This window comes from Rhizobium sp. AAP116, from assembly GCF_001295785.1.
Lineage (GTDB): Bacteria > Pseudomonadota > Alphaproteobacteria > Rhizobiales > Rhizobiaceae > Allorhizobium.
Genome location: NZ_LJIB01000019.1, coordinates 86008 through 109822 on the forward strand (window position 1 = coordinate 86008; position 23815 = coordinate 109822).

Here is a 23815-nt window from a genome sequence, read left to right on the forward strand (position 1 = left end):
TGATCAGCCGCCGAAGCGGCGATTGAGTACCTTGTCGCGCAGAATGCGGGCGATGTTGCGCGTGTTGCGGTACATATGCAGCTGTGCACCGACCTGGCGGACGTCACGATCGACATTGGTTTTCAGGCCGATCACCAGGGTGCCCATGGCTTCGCGCTCCTGCCAGAAGCGGCTCATGATCGGATGATCGGGGACCGCACAGCTGTCGGTGCGCTCGATGTTGGCATCGTCGAGATGCCATTCGGTGAGATCCGCCATCAAGAGCTTGCCAGGCGAGAAGCGGGCGTAGCGCTCGTCATAGGCGGTCTTCCAGGTATAGGCCTCGCCGGCCATGATGAAGACGACCATGGAGGCGATCGCCTGACCGTCGAGGTCGAGCGTGTGGATACGCACGGCATCGGCCTCGGCAAGATTGGTGATGGCCTCGCGGGCAAAGGCCGCCCGCAAGCGGTCGTTGACCATGGCGGAGCGCTTGCGCCCCTTCCAGCCGCTCGCTTCCAGCGCCAGAAATTCCTCCATCCGCAGACGGATCTCTTCCGGCTGGCGCGCGACATTGTAGCTCAACGTGCCCTGCGCGGAGAGCAGCTTCGCCTGACGCCGCATCTCGCGCAGGTGGCTCTTGCTGAGCGTCGATTGCAGATAGGCGGGGCCATCCACATAGCTCTGCAGCATGGGCCGTTGATATTCGTTGGTGACGGTCAGAGGCAGGTCGCGGGCGAGCGCCACGGCACGGGCGAGCTGGGTGAAGCGTCCTTCGAGGCGCAGATCCGGAATGACGAGCACGTTGGGAAGGCGCATCTCCGGCGCCACAAGGGCATCGAACATGTTGTCGATGGTTTCCGCCGCCCCTTCGGCATCGACCAGCGGCGTGCCAAGCGGTCCGAAGGGATTGGCCCAGACTCGAATGATCGAGGGACCGACGGAGAAGCCTGGCTTTTCGATCGAGAAGGGAAAGAGAAGGCGCAGGCGCGAACGGCGCTCGTCCTCGTCGCGAATGACGGCGAAACGCACCTGGCGCTCCTCCAGCCGCGGCATGGCCGGGGCGAGGAAACGCGGGGCGAAGAAGACATTGGCTTCCATCACCCGATAGGTCAGGTAGTCGAGTTCGTCCTGAAGCTCGTAGCCCATCTGGCTCGGATAGACGCTCAGACGACGGCCGGGGCGGCCGGTCGCGACCTCCGTCTCCGCCGCGGGCTTTACGCGGGCACCGGCAAGGCTGCCGACCAGGCGGTTGGCGCCGCTGTTCATGCTCTCGTCGTAGATGCTGTCGGTCATGGGCGGACGGCCTCCGTGGGGGGCGTCAGGGCATGCGGATCGGCAAAGGCGAAGACGACGATCCCGAGTGCGCGGCGGACCGCGATATGTAGCAGCATGGCTTCCACGACCATGGCCGTGGCGGTCGCTGTGGCAGCGCCGGCCAGACCCCAGGCGGGGATCAACGTGATATTGAGGCCGATATTGCAGGCAAGAGCCACCGCATAGACGGCGACGCAGAGCTGCTGGCGCCCGGCCATGGTCAGGAGCATTTCGGCCGGGCCGACCAAGGCCTTCGCCATATTGCCGGCAAAGAGGATCACCATCAACAGGTATCCGGCGGTAAAGGCTGAGCCGAAGAGACCGAGCAGCATGTCGCCGAGCATCAGGACGACGACGCCGACGGCCAGCGAGGGCCAGAAGCTCCAGCGCGCGGCCGTTCCCGCAAAACCGGCGAGGCCCTGGCTGTTTCCCTCGGCCATCAGGGTCGAGAAACGTGGTGTGGCTCCGGCTTTCACGGCGAAGAAGACGAATTGCATCAATGCCATGGTCTTTGCTGCAGCGAAGTAGACGGCGACCTGGTCCGGCGGCAGGTACAGACCGACGACGATGACATCGGAATTGGTGAGGAGAAAGCCGAACCCCTCGATGAAGAAGATCGGCAGGGCTACCTTGAACCAGCCGGCTAAATCGATCTTGCGATCGCCACGGTCGTAGCGGTTCAAAAGGCGTCGATCTACGAGCAGGAACTGGCCGAGGGTCGTGAGATAGGTTGCGGCAAGTGCTGCCTGCATGGCGGTGACCGCGGTTGCGGGCGCGCCCCCGCTGACGGCCAGAAGCATGAAGGCGAGGATCAGGGCGGGGCGGACGATATAGGTGGGGCTCAAGCCGAGCACGGCCCAGCGATTGGCCCGGGCGGTGCCGTCGAGCACATCGCCGAGGGCGATCATCGGCAGCGCGAAGACGGCAAGGAAGAGCGGCACGAGGTAATAGTGCTCGATGCCGCTGCCGAAGAAATGCAGGGCCGTGATGCCGGCAAGTGCCAGGATACTGGCGCTCGTCATGGCAAAGAGGCGTGCGGTGGAGGTCAAGCCGCGGATCTTGGCATCGGCCTTGTCCTGGTCGTATTGCGGCAGGAAGCGGATGACGGCGGTGTGGAAGCCGAGGCAGGAGAAATTGCCGGCGAGAACGACCAGAACCCAGACGAAGACGAAAATGCCGTATTCGAATTCGCCCATCAGGCGGGCCTGGATGATCTGCGAAACGAAGGCGATGGCGGCGCTGACGACGCGGATGGCGAAGGCGATCGCGGCCATGCGCTGGGCGCGGGCCGTCTCGTCTTCAGCGCGGAGCGCGCGTACCAGACGCGGGCCCGCGGGCAACCATTTTTCCGCTGTTTCCAGAACAGTCATCGGTACGGACGCAATACTTCTCGCTGGGTCGGGTATGGGCTCCAGTGATGACAGATCAGGGTTAACGAAGTGTAGTGATGCTGCCTTGCGGCCGCCCGTCGTCCCGGGTCTTGCCGGACATCGGTACGCCGTTGAAGAGGAAAAGTGCCAGGGGCGAGCGCCGGATCAGCCGGTGGAGACCAAAGGAGAGGAAGAAGGTCGTGAGGCAGATCAGGAGGAACTCCACGACCGGCGGCCATTCCGCCAGGATGAAGAGCGCCGCAAGCGCGTAGATGATCGGGTGGTGCAGCAGATAGATGCTGAAGGAGGCGTCGACGATGCGGTCGATGCGCGGTTCTGGGCGGTTCCAGAAGCGTTCGGCGATGCCGATGAAAAAGAGGCTCAGGAGGATCGCGGCCGCGCCGTCGAGCGCGTTGTAGGCGATGCCCCCATCGCTGGCTTCCGCCCCGCGCAGTGCTGCGGCAAGGATCGCGGCGGCCACGCCGAATGCCGGAAGGCCGTAGCCCTTCGTCCAGACGAGTGCCTGGCGGATCTCCGGCGAGGCCCGCAGGACGGTGCCGATCAGGAAGAATGGCAGGTAGCGGAGATAGGGATCGATGCCGTGGGCGAGCAGATAGGGAAGGGCACCCTGGCGCGTCAGCATGTCCTGATGCGTAAGGTGGATCATCACCTCCCATGTCGCCGTCGCGATGATCAGGAATACGAGCGCCAGCCTCGGGCGCGTCCGCCAGTTCCCTTCGGTCTGCTTGATGACACGACAAACTCGTTCGAACCGCCGTCCGGCGGTGAGAAGCACCAGTATCCCGCTATAGGCGAGGAGCGCTGGCAGGAACCAGAGATGCATGATCCAGTTGGCGCCGGGATGGACGAGATCCCGGCCAACCTGATCGAGCGCCGTCGACATCGAGCTTGCGCCGACGAGGGCACTTTCGAGGTCGATCACGGCAATCTGGATCGGCGCGAGCAGCACCAGCCCGGTGAGGAAGGGGATGCCGAGGCGAATGATACGACCGCGGAGCCAGGGTGCTGGCTCGCGCCTTTCCAGCATCATGGCGGCGAAGTAGCCTGCGACCATGAAAAAGGCGGGCATGCGGAAGGTCACGAGCACGCCGCTCAGGAAGGTCAGGATCTCGCTCTTTTCGGGGGACTGTATGTCCCAGAGGACGCGGGCATTGTAGGCCATGGCGGCGTGGTAGGGGATGCCGAGAAGCATCAGGAAGGCGCGCAGCCAATCCCACTGGTGCTCCCGCGCTGTCATGGCCGACATCAAGCCCTCCAAAGGAAAAGGGGAACCGGGCCGTTTGGCGCGGTTCCCCTTTTGTCAGAGGTTAAAAGCGAAAGGTTGAGAAAGCCTCAAGCCCTCGCGGTCACGCTTCGAGCGCGCCGTGGCAGTGCTTGAACTTCTTGCCGGAGCCGCAGGGGCAGGGCTCGTTGCGACCGACGGTGCCCCAGCTCTTCGGATCCTGGGGATCGCGGTCGCCGGCGGGAACGGCAGAGCCTTCGCCGACATCGTCCTCGCCGGTGGTGGCGTCGATGTGGTGGGCCTGCATCGGCGGCGGGGTCGGGGCCGGGGGCGGATCACGGACCAGTTCGACGCGTGACATCTGCATGGTCACGGCATCGCGCAGGTTGGCGAGCAGGGCCTGGAAGAGCTCGAAGGCTTCGGCCTTGTATTCCTGCAGCGGGTCGCGCTGGGCGTAGCCGCGGAAGCCGACGACCGAGCGCAGGTGGTCGAGGTTGACGATGTGTTCGCGCCACAGGTTGTCGATGGTCTGCAGCACGACGGAGCGCTCGACATAGGTCATCAGTTCGGCACCGAAGCGCTCGGCCTTGTCGGCATAGGCCTTGTCGGCAGCTTCCATGATGCGGTTGTAGATGTCGTCCTCGGCGATGCCTTCCTCGGCGGCCCAGGCATCGATCGGCAGGTCGAGATTGAGGGTGGTCGCGACCTTCTGCTTGAGGCCGGCGACATCCCACTGCTCGGCATAGGCGTTCGGGGGCACATGGATGCCGACCATGGTCTCGATGACTTCGTGGCGCATGTCGGTGACGGTCGCCGAGACATCGGTCGCGTCCATCAGCTCGATGCGCTGCTCGAAGATCACCTTGCGCTGGTCGTTGATGACGTCGTCATACTTCAGAAGGTTCTTGCGGATGTCGAAGTTGCGGGCTTCGACCTTCTTCTGGGCGCGTTCCAGCGCCTTGTTGATCCAGGGGTGGACGATCGCTTCGCCATCCTTCAGACCGAGCTTCTGCAGCATGCTGTCCATACGGTCAGAGCCGAAGATGCGCATCAGGTCGTCCTGGAGCGACAGGTAGAACTTCGACCGGCCCGGGTCACCCTGACGGCCGGAACGTCCGCGCAGCTGGTTGTCGATGCGGCGGCTTTCGTGACGCTCGGTGGCGATGACGTAGAGACCGCCGGCTTCGAGCGCCTTCTGCTTGAGGGCCGCGATCTCAGCCTTTATGGCTTCTGTCTTCGCATCGCGCTCCGGACCCGGCTCGATCTCGGCCAGTTCGTGTTCGAGGCGCATGTCGAGATTGCCCCCCAGCTGAATGTCGGTGCCGCGGCCGGCCATGTTGGTGGCGATCGTCACGGCGCCGGGAACGCCGGCCTGCGACACGATATAGGCTTCCTGCTCGTGGTAGCGGGCGTTCAGGACCTTGAAGTCCTTGAAGCCCGACTGGCTCAGCATGTTGGCGAGCAGTTCGGACTTTTCGATCGAGGTGGTGCCGACGAGAACCGGCTGGTTGCGCTCGCTGGCGGCCTTGATTTCCTCGATGATCGCCTTGAACTTTTCCTCGACGGTCCGGTAGACCTCGTCATCCTCGTCGATACGCTTGATCGGCAGGTTGGTCGGAACTTCCAGGACATCGAGACCGTAGATGTTGGCGAATTCTTCCGCTTCGGTTGCTGCCGTACCGGTCATGCCGGCAAGCTTCTTGTACATGCGGAAATAGTTCTGGAAGGTGATCGAGGCGAGCGTCTGGTTCTCGGGCTGGATCTGCACCTTTTCCTTGGCTTCGAGCGCCTGGTGCTGACCTTCCGAGTAACGGCGGCCTGGCATCATGCGGCCGGTGAATTCGTCGATGATGACGATCTCGTCGTTGCGGACGATGTAGTCCTTGTCGCGCTGGAACAGCTTGTGGGCCTTCAGCGCGTTGTTGATGTGGTGGACGATCGCAACGTTTTCGACGTCGTAGAGGCTCTCGCCCTTCAGGAGGCCTGCCTCGCGAAGCAGATTTTCGAGCTTCTCTGTGCCGACTTCCGAGAAGTTGGCCGCGCGCTGCTTTTCGTCGATCTCGTAGTCTTCTTCAGACAGGAGCGGGATGAAAGCGTCGATGGTGTTGTAGAGATCCGAGCGGTCGTCGAGTGGGCCGGAGATGATCAGCGGCGTGCGGGCTTCGTCGACCAGGATCGAGTCCACTTCGTCGACGATCGCGAAGTTGTGGCCACGCTGCACCATCTGGCCGCGCTCGTACTTCATGTTGTCGCGCAGATAGTCGAAGCCGAGTTCGTTGTTGGTCGCATAGGTGACGTCGCAGGCATAGGCAGCGCGGCGTTCATCGTCGGAGAGACCATGGACGATGACGCCGGTGGTCAGCCCGAGGAAGCCGTACATCTTCGCCATGGTCGCGGCGTCACGGCGGGCGAGGTAGTCGTTGACGGTGACGACGTGGACACCCTTGCCCTCGAGGGCGTTCAGGTAGACGGCAAGTGTCGCGACCAGCGTTTTGCCTTCGCCCGTCTTCATTTCGGCAATCGAATTGTCGTTGAGGATCATGCCGCCGATCAGCTGAACGTCGAAGGGACGCATGCCGAGCGCACGACGGGCACCTTCACGGGCGACGGCGAAGGCGGGTACCAGGATATCGTCCAGCGTCTTGCCGGCGGCCAGCTCTGCCCGGAACTCGGCCGTCTTGGCGGCGAGCTGTTCGTCGGTCAGCGCCTTCACCTTCTCTTCGAGGGCTGCGATCTGAGCAACGCGGGGGTTATAGGATTTCACGCGACGGTCGTTCGACGATCCGAAGATTTTGCGCGCAAGTCCACCAAGACTGACCATATCGATGGTCCTTTCTGACCTTCGTCATATCGTTGACGTACCTTTCGAACCACCATTAGCGAGGACGAATAGGCACAAGGCGCCCTGAAACTACTCTGGACGCGAGGTTGCGTGACAGATAAGAGGGGGGTCGAATGATGTCAACGGCGCAGGCTGGTGCCAAATCCCCTCGGTCGCCGGGCATCTGACAATCTTTTGCCCAATTCGAACGGTCTTGAAACGGTTCACCATCCGAAAGGTCTTTCATGCTTCGCCTCAACAAAATCGTGCTTGCCGCCTGCGTTTCCCTCTCGGCCCTCACCGGTGCGGCTTTCGCCCAGGACGCCACTGTCGTTGCAAAGGTCGGTGATCTCGAGATCACCCAGTCCGAACTCGATCTGGCGATCGCCAACCTCGATCCGCAGCTCGCACAGCTTCCCGATGAGCAGAAGAAGGTCGCTGCCCTTTCCGGCGCAATCGACGTCAAGCTGCTTGCGGCAAACGCGACCGCCGCCGGTCTGCAGGACGATCCTGAATACAAGCGCCGCATGGCCTTCATCGCCGAGCGCGAGCTGCATAACGCCTTCTTCAAGAAGAATGTTGTCGACGCTGTCACGGAAGACGAAGTGAAGGCGCGCTACGAGAAGGAAATCGCAGCGCTTCCGAAGCAGGAAGAAGTGCGCGCCCGCCACATCCTGGTGAAGACCGAGGAAGAGGCCAAGCAGATCATTACCGATCTCGATGCCGGCAAGGACTTCATCGAAATCGCCAAGGAAAAGTCGACAGACCCGAACAAGACGGAAGGTGGCGACCTCGGCTACTTCTCCAAGGGCCGCATGGTCCCCGAGTTTGAAGAAGTGGCGTTCTCGCTCGAAAAGGGCACTTACACGAAGACCCCGGTTCAGACCCAGTTCGGCTTTCACGTGATCCTTCTCGAAGACAAGCGCGATGCTCCGCCGCCGGCCTTCGAAGCCGTCGAGCAGCAGGTTCGCCAGCTCGTGATGCGCGACAAGTATCTCGAGCTGATCGAAAAGGCGAAGACCGAGCAGAAGATCGAGATCGTCGACGAAGCCCTGCGCAAGGGCTACGAAGAAGCCAACACGGCAGAGCAGCAGTAAGCTCTTCCCCAATCGTTGTTTGTTCCAAGGCCCGCAGTTTGCGGGCCTTCCATTACGGGCCGCGCCATGTCTTCCAGCATTTCTCCTCTCGCTCCGAAAACCTATGCCGACATGCCTCAGATCCGCGGTGTGCGGATGGCGACCGCGGCTGCGGGCATCAAGTACAAGAACCGCACCGATGTGCTGTTGATGGCCTTTGACGAGCCGGCTTCAGTTGCGGGTGTCTTCACCAAGTCCAAGTGCCCTTCGGCTCCGGTCGATTTCTGCCGGCAGAACCTTTCGCACGGCGTGGCGCGCGGCGTCGTCGTGAATTCCGGCAATGCCAATGCCTTCACCGGGGTGAAGGGCAAGGCTGCGACGGAGCTGACGGCGAAGTCGGCAGCGGCAGCATTGGGTTGCGGCGAGAGCGAGATCTATCTTGCCTCGACGGGGGTCATCGGCGAACCGCTGGACGCGACGAAGTTTTCCGGCGTCCTCGAGCAGATGGCGACAGATGCGGCCGGTGACTTCTGGTTCGAGGCCGCCAAGGCGATCATGACCACGGATACCTATCCGAAGGTCGCAACGCGCAGTGCGAAGATCGATGGCGTGACTGTTACGATCAACGGGATTGCCAAGGGTGCCGGCATGATCGCGCCCGACATGGCGACGATGCTCTCCTTTGTCGTGACGGATGCGGATATCGCGCCGGCGGCCCTTCAGGGTCTCCTGTCTGCAGGCGTCGAGCCGAGCTTCAATTCCATCACCGTCGACAGCGATACATCGACCTCGGACACGCTGATGCTGTTTGCGACCTGTGCCGCATCGGCGGATGGTCAGGCGAAGATCGAGGGGGCAGATGATGCCCGTCTCGGCGATTTCCGGGCGGCGCTGAACGATCTCCTCAAGGATCTGGCGCTGCAGGTTGTGCGTGACGGTGAAGGTGCCCGCAAGATGGTGGAGATCACCGTCAAGGGGGCCGAAAACGATCTTGCGGCCAAGAAGATCGCGATGTCGATCGCCAATTCGCCGCTGGTCAAGACGGCGGTGGCCGGTGAAGATGCCAATTGGGGTCGTATCGTGATGGCGGTCGGCAAGTCCGGTGAAATGGCCGATCGTGATCGGCTGGCGATCTGGTTTGGCGATGTGCGCGTAGCGGTCAATGGCGAGCGTGATCCGGCCTATTCGGAAGAGGCGACCACGGCCGTCATGGAACGGGAAGACATTCCGGTTACCGTCGATATCGGTCTTGGTTCCGGCACGGCCACGGTCTGGACCTGCGATTTGACAAAGGAATATGTCGCCATCAATGGCGACTATCGGAGCTGACGTCTGAATGCATGCAATGGTAAGTGATCCCAACCTGCCGCTCGTCCGGCGCCTCGAAGCGGTGGGTTTTCGGGCCTGGCCGGCAAGCAGCGTCGTCTATGATGGAAGCTGGCAGGTGCGCCTGACTGGGGGACATCCCGGCAAGCGGTTGAATTGTGTCGTGCCGCTCGATCCCTCGGATAGCCGCGATATCGCGCTGCGCATCGAAAAGGCCGGCAAGCGTTTCGAGGCGCATGGGCGACCGCTTCTGGTGCGGCAGACGCCGCTTTCGCCGAAGCCGCTGATCGACTTTCTGGCGTCCGATGGCTGGGAATGCTTCGAGGAGGTCGTGACAATGACCGGCGATCTCGGGCGCATGACCTTCCCGGATACTCTCGACCATCTGCCGACCCAGGATGTCGGGCGTTATGTCGATGCCGATATCGCGGTGCATGGCAGCGATCCGGGTTTGAAGGCAGCGCTCGCTGAGATCCTTGGAAACATCAAGCCGGCATCCGGCCTCTTTGTGATCGAGGATGCCGTCAAGGGACCGCTTGCGGCGGCTCTGTGCGTTCAGGACAATGATCTCGCGGGCATCATGTCGCTTGCTGTCCGTCCCGATCACCGTCGACAGGGGTTCGGTATCGAGATCCTGAGTTCTGCACTGCGCTGGGCCCGCATGCGCGGTGCGCGCACCGCCTGGCTGCAGGTGGTTGCCGACAACAAGGAAGCGATGGCGCTCTACACGAAGATGGGTTTCGAGGAAGCCTATCGCTATGCCTATTGGCGGAAAGCGTCCGCATGAGCGATGTGAAGAAACCCATCCTGCTGGTCGCGGCCTGTGCACTCGTCGATACCGACAACCGCATCCTGCTCGCACAGCGCCCCGAGGGGAAGTCGCTGGCCGGTCTCTGGGAATTTCCCGGCGGCAAGGTCGAGGCTGGCGAGACGCCTGAGGAAAGCCTGGTGCGCGAACTCGAGGAGGAGCTCGGGATCAAGACCAAGGTAGCTTGCCTCGCGCCTCTGACTTTTGCGAGCCACACCTACGAGACGTTTCATCTGCTGATGCCGCTCTATATCTGCCGTCGCTACGAGGGCATTCCGCAGGGGCGGGAAGGGCAGGCAATCAAGTGGGTCAAGGCCAAGGCACTGCGCGACTATCCGATGCCGCCGGCGGACGAGCCGCTCATTCCGGTTCTCCAGGACCTTCTCTGAGAAAAGCCTGATTCAAGCCGCGTCGTTAATCAAAAGTTTATAACCCTGACCGCAATATACACTCTGTTCATGCGTCGGATACGTGTGTGGAGCGTAATATGGTAAACGAGGATTTCTGGAAGGCCGCACGGTCCCGAGAGCGGTCTTCGGTCAAAACGGGCAGGACCGGGGTCTTGAATATCGCGTTGCTTTTCGGCACGGCTGCGATCGCCCTTTCGCTTGTCTTGACGCCCATGCTCGCCTCCAAGACCGACCGCAAGACGCTCGCTTTCCAGCCTGACGAATTCGACATGATTACCACCGGATCGATCCCCAAGGACGAGAGCGGCAAACGGTATACGATCCGCCGCAGCGTGCTTCAGGAGACGCCGGGTTCCGTCTGCATCATCGACGGCTACGGCTCCGGCCAGGCCTGCTAATTCCCATCGGCCGGGGCGGGGCAACCATCTCGGATCCAGACTGTCAGGAGCGAGAATGCGTCTTTTACGCCAGTTGATGTCTGACCTTCGTGGCGCGACCGCCGTCGAATACGGACTGATCGCCGCGATTATCAGCGTCGCGCTGCTTTCCGGCTACAGCGCGTTCACGGGCTCGCTGCTCAGTACCTTCAATACAGTCGAAACCCAATTCACCGAAGCCAAGAAGTAACAATCGCCGTCAGGGTTCATCTGGTCGCCGCGCTGGATCGAGCGCGTCGGCGAGGCGCATCTTTGCAGAACCGGGCTTGAGCGGTTTCTGCTGGCTCTCGTGTGGGGCCCAGCCGGAAACGAAGACGATCGAGAAGGTGGCGCGGATGCGGCCATCCGGATCGGAGAACCGTTCGGCATAGAGTTCCGCTGCCCGAAGGAAGAACTTGCGCGAGACCGGGCGACGGCTGCGTCCCAGCAGCGGATTGGCCATGCCCATGGCCTTCAGGTCTCGCATCAGCGCGAAGATGTGATCGTAGCGGACGGTGAAGCTTTCCTCATCGATGACCGGAAGTGCGAAACCCGCGCGCTGCAGAAGCGAGCCGATGTCCCTGATGTCGGCGAAGGGGATGACGCGGGGGCTTGCACCGCCATAGATCTCCGTTTCGGCCGCCAGGAGGACCTCGCGCAACTCGGAAAGCGTTCCTGAACCTGGGATGGCGGCGAGCAGCAGGCCGTCGGGTTTCAGCGCACGGCGCATCTGGATCAGCATGCCGGGGGTGTCATTGGTGAGATGCAGAGACAGCGGCGAGAGGATGAGGTTTACCGATTGCGGGTCGAGCGGCACGCTTTCGTAACTGGAGACGGCGACCGGGTTTTCGGCCTCACCGAAATTCGCATCGGTTTCGATCCGCCGCAGCGTACCGATCTTGCCGGTCGCGAGCGCAGCCCTGGCGGTGAGCCCGGTTCCGCCGAAGAGTTCCACGGCATCGTCGAAGCTGCGCTGGACGATGGCCAGGCGGTCGGCGAGTTCGCGGGCGGTCAGGTCCAGCAGGAAATCGCTGCCGGCTGCGTTGCGGGCCAGGGCACGCGCACGGTTGCGGGCGATCAGGGCTTCGTCGAAAAGCTCGTTCATGGCGGGAATCCTGGATTGGCCTCGTTCCGGCATTGGCCGAACGCCCAAGCGGGCGTAAAGTCGATGCATGTGGGCTCATTTAGTGCAGAAAAGCGCATCCGTCAGCCGGCATCATGCCGGATCGGCACTGCGCGGGCTGTTTCATCTCATCTATCCACCGGCCTGTGCCCATTGCCATGCCCGTGTCGCCAGCCATCACGCACTCTGTGCGCAGTGCTGGGGCGACATGCGGCTGATCGACAAGCCCTATTGTCCGGTTCTCGGCCTGCCCTTTGCTCATGATCCGGGCGAGGGGATGGTTTCGCCGCAGGCGATCGCCCATCCGCCCGTCTTCGACCGCCTGCGTTCGGTTGCCCTCCACGAGGGGGTGGCGCGGCATCTGGTACATGATCTCAAGTATCGTGACCGGGTGGATCTGGCGCCGATGATGGCCGGCTGGATGCTGCGGGCGGCCTCGGTGGAAATTGCCGCCTGCGATGCCATCGTCTGCGTGCCGCTGCACCGGATGCGGATATTTCGGCGCATGTTCAACCAATCGGCGGAACTGGCGCGGCATGTGGCGCGGCAATCGGGCAAACCGTTTTTCGCGGAGGTGCTGCTGCGGCGCAAGCGCACGCAGCAACAGGTCGGCCTGACGGCGAACCAACGTTCGCTCAACGTACGCGGCGCCTTCGGCGTGCCGGCAGGCCTTGAGGATCTCGTCTTCGGCAAGCGCTTGGTGCTGGTTGACGACGTCTACACGACGGGGGCGACGGTCAGTGCGGCGACAACTGCCCTGAAAAAGGCAGGCGCTCAGGATGTCACTGTTTTGACCTTTGCAAGGGCACTCGCCGGGCCTATATGAGGGGACCAATTCCCTGTCTATGCGACGCTTTCCGGCGGAGAACTTCATGGCTGACGTCACGATCTACACACGGCAATTCTGCGGCTACTGCGCCAGCGCCAAGGCGCTACTGGACAGCAAGGGCGTCGCCTATGTCGAGCATGACGCGACAGGCAAGCCGGATCTGCGTGAGGAAATGATCGCCAAGTCCGGCCGCAACACTTTCCCGCAGATCTTCATCGGTAGCCAGCATGTCGGCGGCTGCGACGACCTGCATGCGCTCGATCGGGCCGGCAAGCTCGATCCGCTTCTCACAAAGTAAGGACTGATTGGTCATGGTGTTCAAGGCTGCCGCCGTCCAGATGTGCTCCGGGATCGATCCGGAAAAGAATGCCGAAAGCATGGCACGGCTCGTGCGCGAGGCCGCCCGGCGCGGGGCGATCTATGTTCAGACGCCGGAAATGACGGGCGCGGTGCAGAAGGATCGGGCCGGTCTTGCCGCCGTGCTGCGCGACGAAGAAACCGATCTCATTGTCAAAAAGGCGTCGGAGCTTGCCAAGGAGCTCGTCATCCATCTGCATGTCGGCTCCACCGCCATCAAGCTTGCCGATGGCAAGATCGCCAACCGCGCCTTCCTGTTTGGCCCCGACGGCAAGAAAATCACGTCCTACGACAAGATCCACATGTTCGACGTCGATCTCGACAATGGCGAGAGCTGGCGCGAAAGCGCGGTCTATCGTCCGGGCGAGCGGGCGGTCGTTGCCGATCTGCCCTTCGCCAAGCTCGGCTTCGGCGTTTGCTACGACGTGCGCTTCCCGCATCTGTTCCGGGCGGAAGCCATGGCGGGGGCGCAGATCCTGACGACGCCGGCCGCCTTTACCAAGCAGACCGGCGAGGCGCATTGGGAGATCCTGCTTCGAGCCCGCGCGATCGAGAACGGCGCCTATGTCATCTCGGCCGCCCAGGCGGGCGTGCATGAAGACGGGCGCGAGACCTTCGGTCATTCGATGATCGTCGGCCCCTGGGGCAAGGTGCTGGCGTCTGCCGGCGGCACCGGCGAGGACGTGGTCGTTGCCGAGATCGATCTCGAGGCAGTGAAGGCCTGCCGGGCGAAGATCCCGAACCTGAAGAATGGCCGCGACTTTGCGCTCGACATCGCGCCTGTGCTTGCCAAGGGAGGCGTCACAGTTTGATCCGCTATTCGCTGTGCTGCGAGAAGGCCCACGAATTCGAAGGGTGGTTTTCGGAGAGCGCCGATTTCGACCGGCAGAAGGCTTCGGGTTACCTCACCTGTCCCGTCTGCGGATCGGCCGAGGTGGCCAAGGTGCTGATGGCACCGGCCGTGTCGACCGCCCGTCAGAAGGAGGAGACCCAGGCGCTGGCCGTCTCCGAGGTGCAGAAGCAGGCCTTCGTCAAGCTCAAGGAAGCGATCCGCGAGATCCGTGCGAGCAGCGAGGACGTCGGGGAGAAGTTTCCCGAGGAAGCCCGCAAGATCCACTATGGCGAGTCGGAGGCGCGCGGCATCATCGGCCAAGCGTCACCCGTGGAGGTCAAGTCGCTGATCGAGGAAGGCATCGAGATCGCGCCGCTGCCGGTCCTGCCTGACGACGTGAATTGACCACCGCCTTTACCGCCGACGGTGCGCCTATTTCATCAATCGAGCGCGCATCAAGCGACTGGCTGCTGACAATCTTGAGACGCACGCCGATCTGATTTCAGCCGTCAAAGCCTTGCCCGTCTGATCGACGGCTCAGCCCTTGAAACCGTCTTGGTCGAGATAGGCCTGCTCTTCGGGCGTCGTCTTGCGGCCGAGAGCGGTATTGCGGTGAGGAAAGCGACCGAAGCGCTCGATCAGATCCAGATGCAGAAGGGCCCATTTCAGCGCTTCCGCATCACCGGTCTCGTCGCGGTGCTTCTCGAAAAGCGAGACGCTGTGGCGCTGATCTTCCATGTCTTCCGAGTGTTCGAAGGGCAGGTAGATAAAGGGACGCAGGATCGGCTCGACCTTGATGTCGAAGCCCTTGGCCAGAGCGTGGTGGGCTATCGTGCGGGCGAGCGGATCGGTCGCATAGGAATGCGCGCTGCCGCGAAAGAGATTGCGCGGGAACTGGTCGAGCAGCAGGAGAAGAGCGAGGGTGCCCTCAGGGGTCTCCTGCCAATCCGACAATTCGTTGCGCGAAGCCTGGAAATGCAGTTCGGCATAGTCTGCTGCGATTTCAGCGTCGAGCGCTTCATTGCGCGAAAACCAGGCTTCCGGACCGTGGCGCAGCCAGAAGTCGATGATCGTCTGCGGTGTCGTCATGTCGCCGATCCCGGGCGGCTCGCCAGCATCATGTAGTTGACATCGATGTCTGCCGAGAGGTTCCACTGGTTCTGCAGCGGATTGAAGAAGACGCCTTTGGTTTCGAGGATCTGCATGCCGTTTGCAGAAAGCGGCCGTTCGATTTCCTCGGGGCGGACCAGCTTTTCATACTGGTGGGTACCGCGGGGCAGCCAGCGCAGGACATATTCGGCGCCGACGATGGCAAGCGCTGCGGCTTTCAGCGTGCGATTGATGGTGGAGACGAGCATCAGGCCGCCGGGGCGGACCATGGAGGCGCAGGTCGACAGGAAGAAATCGACGTCGGCGACATGCTCGACGACTTCCATGTTGAGCACGATGTCGAAGGTCTCGCCCTGGGCGGCCAGTTCTTCGGCGGTCACAGCGCGGTAATCGACTTCCACGCCGCTCTGGGCGGAATGGGTCATGGCGATCTTGATGTTCTTCTCGGAAGCGTCAGCACCAAGAACGCTTGCGCCCATGCGGGCGACCGGTTCCGACAGAAGGCCGCCGCCGCATCCGATGTCGAGGATGCGCAGGCCCTCCAATGGGCGGGCGCTCTTCGGGTCGCGGCCGTAATGCTCGATGACCTTGTCCCTGATATAGGCAAGGCGCACCGGATTGATCTTGTGTAGCGGCTTGAACTTGCCGGTCGGATCCCACCACTCGGCCGCCATGGCGGAAAAGCGGTCGACTTCGGACTGATCGATTGTGGTGCGGGCCTCTGCACTCATGACGGAACCTCCTGGCGCGTTTGGTCATGAAGTCGTCTCGATGACCTTTAAAGTCAAGGGTGGAGACGTCACAGGTGGCGGAGCGACGACGGATTGGCAGGCCTCAAGCGTTCTTGCCGTCGTTCGCGCCAGGTCGTGTTGTCTTGTCTTGCGGACGATCAACGGGACGTCCGTTTCTCCAGTCCGTCGAGAATGCGTTTGGCAAGGGCGGGATAGTCGCCGTCAAAGTGGTGACCGCCCTTGATGCCGATCGTCTCGATCGGGCCGCCGACGAGATCCTTGCAGGCGTCGTCGTCTTCGTCCGTTCCATACATGCATTGAACCAGGGCGGGGTCGATCCTGGCGACTTCCGTCAGGGGATCTGCCCCGCCGCTTCCGCCACTGCCCAGCCAGCCGGAGACGGACACCTCGTAATCGGCCTCGTGGGACAGCGCGAGCAGGCTCACGAGGGAGACCCGTGACTTCAGCTTGTCGGGCAGCCCGTTATAGGCGGCCGGCAGGATGTCGGCGCCAAAGGAATAGCCGATCAGCATCACGTGCTTCACCTTCCAGCGCTTCTCGTAGGTGTGGATGATGGTGGCGAGATCCCCGCTGGTCTGTTCCGGGGTCTTCTTCGACCAGAAGTAACGGAGCGAATCCACGCCGACGACGGGAATGCCGGCGGCCTGCAAATTGGTGCCGACCTGGCTGTCGAGGTCGCGCCAGCCGCCATCGCCCGAAAAAATCACCGCCATGGTGTCACGGGACGGCGTCGCGTCGAGAATGGTCAGCGGCAGGCCGAGCGGGGTTTCCGCAGCATTGGTCGCCGCGACCAGTTCGTCGATCGTGTCGGAAAAGGCCTTGCTCGTATCCGCATCGATGTCACGCTGGTCGATATCAGGATGGCTTGCGACGAGATCGGTCACATGAGCGCGGGCCTCAGGCGTGGCTGAGGGGCTGAAGAGCACGGTCGCGGGATCTGGCAGGTCGCCCGCTGTCAGGCCATAGATCATGCGGTCACCGACGACCTTCTTTTCGGCCGGCGTGCAGAATTGTTTGGTGAGCGGGATGCCGGCTTCCGGGTCGAGGGCCAGCGTCTGGCCGATGGTGGCTTTCGGCGTCTGGGCGAGGATGGCGAGCGCCAGTGCCCCGCCTTCGCCGCGGCCCGCGACAACAGGCGGCAGGAAGTTCGCATTGCCTGCCTTGCGCTGCAACTGGCGTCCAAGCGCCTCGATGTCGGAGACGGTGTAGATGCAATCGCCTTTGTCGGCAGACAGCGAGGCAATGTATTTCGGTGTGTCGATGCCGACGACGATTGCGCCGTTCGCCTGCAGGCGCTCGGCTTCCTTCTGGTCGGTATCCTGCCAACCCGGCGCGTCCGACAGCAGCACGACGAGCGATTGCGGATCTCCGTCGGGCAACAATGTGACCGGCGAGGGGATCATGCCGGTGTCGAGCGGCGGGTCTTCGGCATGCGCCAGGCCGGGCACGATTATCGGCGAGAGCAAGGCGAGGAGGGGAAGTGTCAGCAGCTTCGCGCGGAGGGAGGTCTTCATTTTTTCACCACGCCTTTCAGGCCGCCGCCGATCAGAAGGGTTGCATCGAGCAGGGCCAATACGGGATTGAGACCGCCGGCGACCGCGAGATAACGCGGCTGCCAGTCGGGGTGGAACTTGGACTTGAAGGCGCGCAGGCCCTTGAAATTGTAATAGCGTTCGCCGTGCTCATAGAAAGTGTTGGCGACGCGATCCCAGACGGGAGCCACCTCGCGGCGTGACAGGCCCGACAGTGGCGCCATGCCGAGGTTGAAGTGGCGATAGCCCTGGTCGCGGAGTGTCGTCATCAGGCGCACGAACAAGAAATCCATCGCGCCTTTCGGGGCATCGGGGGCGAAGCGCATGAGGTCGATCGATGCCTCCTCGCGGGTGTCCGTCAGCAGAATGTCGGCGAAGGCGACGATCCGGCCCCCGTGGCGCAGGATGGCGACCGGTTGGGCTGTCATATAGGTCTCGGTAAAGGCGCCCAGCGAGAAGCCCTTTTCCTTCGCCCTGTGGTGGTCGAGCCAGGCATCGGAGATGCGGCGCAGGTCGTCGAGGATGGCAGCGACGTTTTCCGTCGGTATGATCTCGAAGGTCAGGCCGTCGCGCTCGCCCTTGGCGGCGGCCTGGCGCAGGCCCGCCCATGTGCCGCCCTTCAGGTCGAAGCGTTCGAGATCGACCACCGCCATCTCGCCGAGCTTGAAGGCCTTCATGCCGGCATCGGCGATGACAGGCAGGATGGCGGGGGAGGCCTGGTAGAAGACGGCACGGCATCCGCTCGCACGTGCCGTTTCGACGAATTGCCAGATGAGCTCGTCACGCGAGGCTTTCGGCCCGACGGGATCGAGGAAGGCAATCAGGGACCGGCCCTGGCGGCCATACATCAGGAATGCCTCGCCATCGGGTGAGACCATCACGGACTTGTCGCCGGTGCGCACGAGATTGGCGTCGGCCACATCGTGGCGGTCGAGAATGGCGACGGCTTTCGCCAGTTCCTCCTCGCCTGCCGGGTGGATCGCCGGGGCTGCCGGGCGCATGAGGCTGAAGAGGCAGACACCCATGGCGACTACGGTGAGACCGAGCATGGCGCGAAGCGAGCGCGGCGCCTCGGCATCGAAGGCGAACTGCCACCAGAGCGCATGGCTGTATTCGACGTCACGATAGACGAAGAGGAGGACGATGACCGCGCCGCCGATCAGGACTGCAACAGCGAGCAGCCAGGAGGAGGTGAGCGCCTGGCCGAGGGATGCCCTGCGATGAAAAAGGCGGCGGCTCGGGAGGAGGCCGATGACGAGAATGGCGAGCAGGGCCGCTTCGTAGACGGCGACGGCCTTGGCGAGCGACAGGACGAGGGCGAGCAGGGCGACAAGCAGCGTGCCCCACCAGGCGCCGTCGAGGCGCTGGGCCAGGCCGCGGGCGACGACGACGAGCATCAGGCCGAGGATGCTGGCGAGGAAATGGGCGCCTTCGACCACGGGGAGCGGCAGGAACCCCGCCAGCAGGTCGAGATTGTCGCCCGGTGTGGGCGTCACGCTCGACAGCACCAGCATGGCGCCGAGGACCAGAGCAAGTGCTGCGAGAAGCGTCGGGGCAAGGCGTCCGGCGGTCCTGGCGACACCTGTTGCGAGCGGGCTCGCCGACAACTGGCGCAGTTCGGTTGCCGTGACCACGAAGATGGCGATGACCAGCGGCAGAACATAATAGATGGCGCGGTAGGCGACGAGTGAGGCAAGCAGCGCGTCGCCCGGAACCTCTGAGCCGAGGGCGGCCAGGATCACGGCCTCGAAGACGCCAAGGCCGGCGGGCACGTGGCTGACGACACCGATGCCGATGGCGACGGCATAGACGGCGAAGAAAGCAGGCCAGGAAATCTGCGCTTCTGCTGGCAGAAGGGCATAGAGCACCGACGCTGCAAAGGCGACATCAAGCACGGTCACCAGGAATTGCCGCGAGAGCATGCCTGTATCGGGGAGGCGCAGCGTGCGGCCGGCAAACTTCAGTCCGCCACTGCGGGCGATGCCAAGAAGCAGCAGGATCGCTATGAGGATGATGGTGCTGACCGTCGCAAGTGTTGTGGAGGAAATTCCCAGCAGCGGTGCGATTTCGCCGGCCATCGGCACCATGCTGCCTGTGGTCAGCAGCGCAAGGCCGAGCGAGAAGGACACAGTGACGAAGGCGATGATGCGGCCGATTTCGTCCGGCGAGAGACCGGCGCGGGAATAGGCGCGGTAGCGGATGGCACCTCCCGACAATGCGCCGAAGCCTGCGACATTGCCCACGGCATAGGCGCTGAAGGCGGTGAGCGCGACCTCCGGCCAGGGGCGCTTGCGGCCGATATGGGACAGCGCGTTCAGATCATAGAAGCATAGGGTGACGAAGCTCAGTGCCGTGAAAAGCACGGCGAGCGCGATCGAGGAGGCACTTGTCGTCTCCAGGGAATGGATCACGTCGGCATAGGTGACCTCCTCTGTCAGCCGGTAGACGGCATAACCGACGGCGGCAAAGACGAGGAGTGCCGCGACTGCGGCGATCGACTTCACATGTCTGTTAAAGAAGGAGGGCGGCGGGAGGTTGTCGCTGAGGGCAGGCTCGGGAAACGCGTCTAATGCTTTCATGACACCCTATCCGGTATCGATCGACCAACATGTGACGATCCAGCCTCCCAGCCCGGGCGTCGCCTCATGGTTGGCGCCCGAATTCGATCCAAATTAAGGCAGGGTTCCCGCACGCCTGCTGCGACCGAAAATCCGCGCTTTACCGTACCGTTTGGGGGGCAAGTGGCCGTTGCGCCCCGGGAACATATAGACTAAAAGCCCCGCAACCTGAGGCCTATCCGCCCAGGTCGGTGTTTTTGTGCCGGGGTTCCGGCGTCTTTCAAGGGCATATGGTTCAAGTCTATGGCTCGCATCGTTATGAAATTCGGCGGGACATCCGTCGCCAATCTGGATCGCATCTATAATGTCGCGCGCCATGTGAAACGCGAAGTGGATGCGGGTCACGAAGTGGCCGTGGTTGTCTCGGCCATGTCGGGCAAGACCAACGAGCTGGTCGACTGGGTGCAAAACATGCCCAAAGTCGCCGGTGCCGCTTCGCCCTTTTACGACGCGCGTGAATATGATGCCGTCGTCGCTTCGGGCGAACAGGTCACTGCCGGCCTGCTGGCGATTGCGCTCCAGTCGATGGATATCAATGCCCGCTCCTGGCAGGGCTGGCAGATCCCGATCAAGACCGACAACGCCCATGGTGCTGCCCGCATCCAGGAGATCGACGGCACCGAGATCATTCGCCGTATGGCCGAAGGCCAGGTGGCTGTCGTTGCCGGTTTCCAGGGTATCGGCCCTGACAACCGCATCGCGACGCTCGGCCGTGGTGGCTCTGATACGTCTGCCGTTGCGATTGCCGCCGGCGTCAAGGCCGACCGTTGCGACATCTACACCGACGTTGACGGCGTCTATACGACCGACCCGCGCATCGAGCCCAAGGCGCGTCGCCTGAAGAAGATCGCGTTCGAGGAAATGCTTGAGATGGCCTCGCTCGGCGCCAAGGTGCTGCAGGTCCGCTCCGTCGAACTCGCCATGGTGCACAAGGTCCGCACCTTCGTGCGCTCCAGCTTTGAAGATCCCGATGCACCGGGCATGGGTGATCTCCTGAACCCGCCCGGTACATTGATTTGCGATGAGGAAGAGATCGTGGAACAGGAAGTCGTCACCGGTATTGCCTATGCCAAGGATGAAGCCCAGATTTCGCTGCGCCGTCTGGCCGACCGGCCGGGTGTCTCGGCTGCGATCTTCGGACCGCTCGCCGAATCCCACATCAATGTCGACATGATCGTTCAGAACATCTCTGAAGATGGTTCGAAGACTGACATGACCTTTACGGTGCCCTCAGGCGACGTGGACAAGGCGCTCGCCGTTCTCGGCTCCAACAAGGAGAAGATCGGTTTCGACGTCGTCCAGAGCGAGAAGGGTCTCGTGAAGGTTTCCGTCATCGGTATCGGCATGCGCAGCCATGCAGGCGTTGCCGCGACCGCCTTCCGTGCGCTGGCCGAGAAGGGCATCAACATCAAGGCGATCACGACGTCCGAGATCAAGATCTCGATCCTGATCGACGGCCCCTATGCCGAGCTTGCGGTTCGGACTTTGCATTCCTGCTACGGTCTGGATAAGAATTGATTCCTGAGAGCGGACATCCGTGACCCGACCCCTGAAAAGGTAAGGGTAACAATCCGCTGACCAATGGGAAGTGGAGCAAAATCGGGATGAGAGACCTTTCTGCGGGTCCCCGCGTCCTCCTCAAGCGGCTGCGCGAATTGATGGCGGAGCCGCTCGAGCCGCAGGAGCGACTGGATCGGATCGTTCGCCAGATCGCGAACAACATGGTCGCAGAGGTGTGCTCCGTCTATGTGCTGCGCTCCGACGGCGTTCTCGAGCTTTATGCGACCGAAGGTCTGAACAAGGACGCGGTTCACCTGGCCCAGTTGAAGATGGGTCAGGGTCTCGTCGGTACGATCGCCGCATCCGCGCAATCGCTCAATCTTTCGGATGCCCAGGCGCATCCGGCCTTCCGCTACCTGCCGGAAACCGGCGAAGAGATCTATCACTCCTTCCTCGGCGTGCCGATCCTGCGCGCCGGGCGAAGCCTGGGCGTTCTCGTCGTACAGAACAAGGCGCAGCGGAACTATCGCGAGGACGAGCTCGAAGCGCTCGAGACGACCGCGATGGTGATTGCCGAGATGATCGCCACCGGCGAGCTCAAGAAGATTACCCGGCCCGGCCTCGAACTTGATCTGACGCGACCCGTCTCGATCGACGGCGACAGCTACTCCGAAGGCATAGGCCTCGGCTATGTCGTGCTGCACGAGCCGCGAATCGTCGTCACCAATCTGTTGAACGAAGACAGCGAGACGGAAATCCGCCGGCTGGCAACGGCCCTCGGATCGCTGCGCATTTCGATCGACGACATGCTGTCGCGGCGCGAAATCTCCATGGAAGGCGAGCATCGCGACGTGCTCGAAACCTACCGCATGTTTGCCCATGACCAGGGCTGGGTGCGGCGCATGGAAGAGGCGATCCATAACGGTCTGACGGCGGAAGCCGCGGTCGAGAAGGTGCAGAGCGACACCAAGGCGCGCATGATGCGCCTGACCGATCCCTATCTGCGCGAGCGCATGCACGACTTCGACGACCTGGCGAACCGCTTGCTGCGCCAGCTCACCGGCTTTTCGCCGCACAGTGCTGCCGAAGGCTTCCCGAACGATGCGATCGTCTTTGCGCGCGCCATGGGGGCGGCCGAGCTGCTCGATTATCCGCGTGCCAACCTGCGCGGCCTCGTGCTCGAAGAAGGAGCCGTCACCAGCCACGTCGTGATTGTTGCGCGTGCCATGGGCATTGCGGTCGTCGGCCAGGCGGCGGGTGCCGTGGCGCTTGCTGAAAACGGTGATCCCGTCATCATCGACGGTGACGACGGCAAGGTGCATGTGCGCCCGGTTGCCGATTTGCAGAAGGCTTATGAGGAAAAGGTCAAGCTCCGGGCCAAGCGGCAGGAACAGTTCCGCGCGCTGCGCGATGTCGAGCCTGTCACCAAGGACGGTCACCGGATCAAGCTGCAGATGAATGCGGGCCTTCTGGTCGATCTGCCGCAACTGGCCGATTCCGGTGCCGATGGCATCGGGCTGTTCCGCACCGAATTGCAGTTCATGATTTCCTCGACCATGCCGAAGGGCGAGGAACAGGAGAGCTTTTACCGCAATGTGCTGAAACAGGCGGCTGGCCGTCCGGTCACCTTCCGCACGCTCGATATCGGCGGTGACAAGGTCGTTCCCTATTTCCGCTCCCAGGAAGAAGAGAATCCGGCGCTTGGCTGGCGGGCGATCCGCCTGTCGCTTGATCGGCCGGGATTGCTGCGCACCCAGTTGAGGGCGCTGCTGAAGGCTGCCTCCGGCGCCGAGCTCAAGATGATGCTGCCGATGGTGACCGAGGTCTCGGAGATCCGGGCCGTGCGCGAACTGATGCAGAAGGAGATCCAGCACATCTCCAAGTTCGGCCATCAGTTGCCGAAGAAGCTGCAGTTCGGCGCCATGCTCGAAGTGCCGGCGCTGCTCTGGCAGCTCGACGAGCTTATGGACGAAGTGGATTTCGTCTCGGTCGGATCGAACGACCTCTTCCAGTTTGCCATGGCCGTTGATCGTGGCAATGCCCGGGTGTCTGATCGTTTCGACGTTCTGGGGCGACCTTTCCTCAGAATTCTGAGGGATATTGTTCGCGCCGGCGAGCGCAACAAGACGCCGGTGACCCTTTGCGGCGAGATGGCATCGAAGCCGCTCCCGGCGATGGCCCTGCTCGGCATCGGCTTCCGCTCCATCTCGATGTCGCCGACCGCGATCGGTCCGGTCAAGGCCATGTTGCTCGGTCTCGACGTCGGTCTGCTCTCGGAGGTTTTGATGGCTGCGCTTGACGACGACACCCCGGGCGTGTCAGTGCGCGACCTGCTCCTCCGCCATGCGGAAGAGCACAACATCCCCGTCTGACTTTGAAGACTGACTTTGGCGACT

The 23815-nt window shown here is 62.6% G+C and carries 21 protein-coding genes; 12 read left to right on the plus strand and 9 right to left on the minus strand.

Features of this window, described 5'->3' with window-relative positions; translation table 11 throughout:
• Window positions 1-3: 3 nt before the first annotated feature.
• From IP85_RS12125 to secA, 4 genes are all read right to left on the minus strand, one after another.
• Window positions 4-1275, minus strand: a complete 1272-nt coding sequence (locus IP85_RS12125) for a GNAT family N-acetyltransferase (protein ID WP_054149933.1) — start codon at window positions 1273-1275, stop codon at window positions 4-6.
• Window positions 1272-2666, minus strand: coding sequence for a lipopolysaccharide biosynthesis protein (locus tag IP85_RS12130; protein WP_054149934.1), 1395 nt, complete (start codon window positions 2664-2666; stop codon window positions 1272-1274). The genes IP85_RS12125 and IP85_RS12130 overlap by 4 nt, the downstream gene beginning before the upstream one ends.
• Before the next feature lie 61 nt (window positions 2667-2727).
• On the minus strand, window positions 2728-3933 hold the full coding sequence (locus IP85_RS12135) for an acyltransferase family protein (protein WP_054149935.1): 1206 nt from the start codon (window positions 3931-3933) through the stop codon (window positions 2728-2730).
• Window positions 3934-4033: 100 nt separating this feature from the next.
• Window positions 4034-6730, minus strand: coding sequence for a preprotein translocase subunit SecA (secA, locus tag IP85_RS12140; RefSeq protein WP_054149936.1), 2697 nt, complete (start codon window positions 6728-6730; stop codon window positions 4034-4036).
• Between the two features lie 245 nt (window positions 6731-6975).
• On the opposite strand from secA, the gene IP85_RS12145 reads away from it, so the two are divergent.
• The 6 genes from IP85_RS12145 (at window position 6976) to IP85_RS12170 (ending at window position 10977) form a co-directional block, all read left to right on the plus strand.
• A complete protein-coding gene (locus tag IP85_RS12145) occupies window positions 6976-7827 on the plus strand; it encodes a peptidylprolyl isomerase (RefSeq protein ID WP_054149937.1) in 852 nt (283 codons plus the stop codon).
• A gap of 66 nt (window positions 7828-7893) precedes the next feature.
• Entirely contained in the window at window positions 7894-9135 is a 1242-nt protein-coding gene (gene argJ / locus IP85_RS12150) for a bifunctional glutamate N-acetyltransferase/amino-acid acetyltransferase ArgJ (protein WP_054149938.1), read from the plus strand.
• 7 nt (window positions 9136-9142) lie between these two features.
• Window positions 9143-9919 carry a GNAT family N-acetyltransferase gene (locus IP85_RS12155; RefSeq protein WP_054149939.1) on the plus strand — a complete coding sequence of 259 codons (777 nt, stop codon included), beginning with the start codon at window positions 9143-9145 and terminating at the stop codon, window positions 9917-9919.
• Entirely contained in the window at window positions 9916-10329 is a 414-nt protein-coding gene (gene mutT / locus IP85_RS12160) for an 8-oxo-dGTP diphosphatase MutT (RefSeq protein WP_054149940.1), read from the plus strand. The genes IP85_RS12155 and mutT overlap by 4 nt, the downstream gene beginning before the upstream one ends.
• 98 nt (window positions 10330-10427) lie before the next feature.
• Entirely contained in the window at window positions 10428-10748 is a 321-nt protein-coding gene (locus IP85_RS12165) for a hypothetical protein (RefSeq protein ID WP_054149941.1), read from the plus strand.
• Between the two features lie 55 nt (window positions 10749-10803).
• Window positions 10804-10977 carry a Flp family type IVb pilin gene (locus IP85_RS12170; RefSeq protein WP_054149942.1) on the plus strand — a complete coding sequence of 58 codons (174 nt, stop codon included), beginning with the start codon at window positions 10804-10806 and terminating at the stop codon, window positions 10975-10977.
• A gap of 9 nt (window positions 10978-10986) precedes the next feature.
• Here IP85_RS12170 and IP85_RS12175 read toward each other — a convergent pair whose 3' ends face one another.
• A complete protein-coding gene (locus tag IP85_RS12175) occupies window positions 10987-11871 on the minus strand; it encodes a methyltransferase domain-containing protein (protein ID WP_054149943.1) in 885 nt (294 codons plus the stop codon).
• A gap of 67 nt (window positions 11872-11938) precedes the next feature.
• Between IP85_RS12175 and IP85_RS12180 the strand changes: the two genes are divergently transcribed.
• From IP85_RS12180 to IP85_RS12195, 4 genes are read left to right on the plus strand one after another with little or no spacing between them, the layout of a single operon-like run.
• Window positions 11939-12715 (plus strand): ComF family protein, encoded by a 777-nt coding sequence (locus tag IP85_RS12180; protein ID WP_082347670.1) that lies wholly within the window; start codon window positions 11939-11941, stop codon window positions 12713-12715.
• Window positions 12716-12761: 46 nt separating this feature from the next.
• A complete protein-coding gene (grxC, locus tag IP85_RS12185; protein ID WP_054149966.1) occupies window positions 12762-13016 on the plus strand; it encodes a glutaredoxin 3 in 255 nt (84 codons plus the stop codon).
• Window positions 13017-13029: 13 nt separating this feature from the next.
• Window positions 13030-13887, plus strand: coding sequence for a carbon-nitrogen hydrolase family protein (locus IP85_RS12190; protein ID WP_054149944.1), 858 nt, complete (start codon window positions 13030-13032; stop codon window positions 13885-13887).
• Complete coding sequence (locus tag IP85_RS12195; RefSeq protein WP_054149945.1) at window positions 13884-14312, plus strand: DUF1178 family protein; 429 nt, start codon at window positions 13884-13886, stop codon at window positions 14310-14312. Before IP85_RS12190 ends, IP85_RS12195 begins: the two co-directional genes overlap by 4 nt.
• Window positions 14313-14444: 132 nt before the next feature.
• Here IP85_RS12195 and IP85_RS12200 read toward each other — a convergent pair whose 3' ends face one another.
• The 4 genes from IP85_RS12200 to mprF form a co-directional block, all read right to left on the minus strand.
• Window positions 14445-14996 carry a DUF924 family protein gene (locus IP85_RS12200; RefSeq protein WP_054149946.1) on the minus strand — a complete coding sequence of 184 codons (552 nt, stop codon included), beginning with the start codon at window positions 14994-14996 and terminating at the stop codon, window positions 14445-14447.
• Window positions 14993-15748, minus strand: coding sequence for a bifunctional 2-polyprenyl-6-hydroxyphenol methylase/3-demethylubiquinol 3-O-methyltransferase UbiG (gene ubiG, locus IP85_RS12205; RefSeq protein ID WP_054149947.1), 756 nt, complete (start codon window positions 15746-15748; stop codon window positions 14993-14995). Before ubiG ends, IP85_RS12200 begins: the two co-directional genes overlap by 4 nt.
• 158 nt (window positions 15749-15906) lie before the next feature.
• Complete coding sequence (locus IP85_RS12210; RefSeq protein ID WP_054149948.1) at window positions 15907-17283, minus strand: AcvB/VirJ family lysyl-phosphatidylglycerol hydrolase; 1377 nt, start codon at window positions 17281-17283, stop codon at window positions 15907-15909.
• The gene (mprF, locus tag IP85_RS12215) at window positions 17280-19880 is read right to left on the minus strand and encodes a bifunctional lysylphosphatidylglycerol flippase/synthetase MprF (protein ID WP_054149949.1); all 2601 of its coding nucleotides are present in this window, start codon (window positions 19878-19880) and stop codon (window positions 17280-17282) included. The genes IP85_RS12210 and mprF overlap by 4 nt, the downstream gene beginning before the upstream one ends.
• Window positions 19881-20162: 282 nt before the next feature.
• Here mprF and IP85_RS12220 point away from each other — a divergent pair, with 282 nt between their 5' ends.
• Together IP85_RS12220 and ptsP are read left to right on the plus strand one after the other, a co-directional pair.
• Complete coding sequence (locus IP85_RS12220; RefSeq protein ID WP_054149950.1) at window positions 20163-21437, plus strand: aspartate kinase; 1275 nt, start codon at window positions 20163-20165, stop codon at window positions 21435-21437.
• Between the two features lie 86 nt (window positions 21438-21523).
• Window positions 21524-23791 (plus strand): phosphoenolpyruvate--protein phosphotransferase, encoded by a 2268-nt coding sequence (gene ptsP / locus IP85_RS12225; protein ID WP_054149951.1) that lies wholly within the window; start codon window positions 21524-21526, stop codon window positions 23789-23791.
• Window positions 23792-23815 lie beyond the last annotated feature (24 nt).